Source organism: Mesorhizobium sp. M5C.F.Ca.ET.164.01.1.1 (assembly GCF_004792125.1).
GTDB lineage: Bacteria > Pseudomonadota > Alphaproteobacteria > Rhizobiales > Rhizobiaceae > Mesorhizobium > Mesorhizobium wenxiniae.
Window position 1 is genome coordinate 1 of the sequence record NZ_SRTG01000100.1, and the last position, 452, is coordinate 452.

Annotated in this window: 1 protein-coding gene; it reads left to right on the top strand. The window is 66.8% G+C overall.

Features of this window, described 5'->3' with window-relative positions; genetic code table 11:
• On the top strand, positions 1–452 hold a 452-nt coding region (locus EN807_RS32600; RefSeq protein WP_189522667.1), incomplete at both ends, for a DbpA RNA binding domain-containing protein.

Genomic DNA, 452 nt, shown 5'->3' on the forward strand with positions numbered 1-452 from the left:
CGGGACGCCGGGAGGATTTCGGCTACAGCGTCTGGTTCTCGCTTTCGGTCGGCCGCCGCCAGAGCGCCGAGCCGCGGTGGCTGATCCCGATGCTGTGCCGCACCGCGGGCATGTCCAAGCGCGAGATCGGCGCCATCAAGATGCAGCCGGAAGAGACCTTCGTGCAGATCGCCGCCGACTGGGCCGACCGCTTCCTCGCCGCAATTGGCCCCGACCGCAAATTGCAGAACAACATCGCGGTCAAGCGGCTCGACGGCACGCCCGACCTGTCGCCGGCCGGCTACCAGCCACCGAAACCCGACAAGAAGCCGCATCGTGGCAAGCGGCCCTTCGAAGCGAACGCGCCCCAAGGTGCTCACAAGCCGAAATTCGAAAAACGCGCGCAGCCCGAACGCACCGGCGCGACGGAGACCAAGCCCTGGGCGAAAAAGCCCGGCAAGCCGAAATTCGAC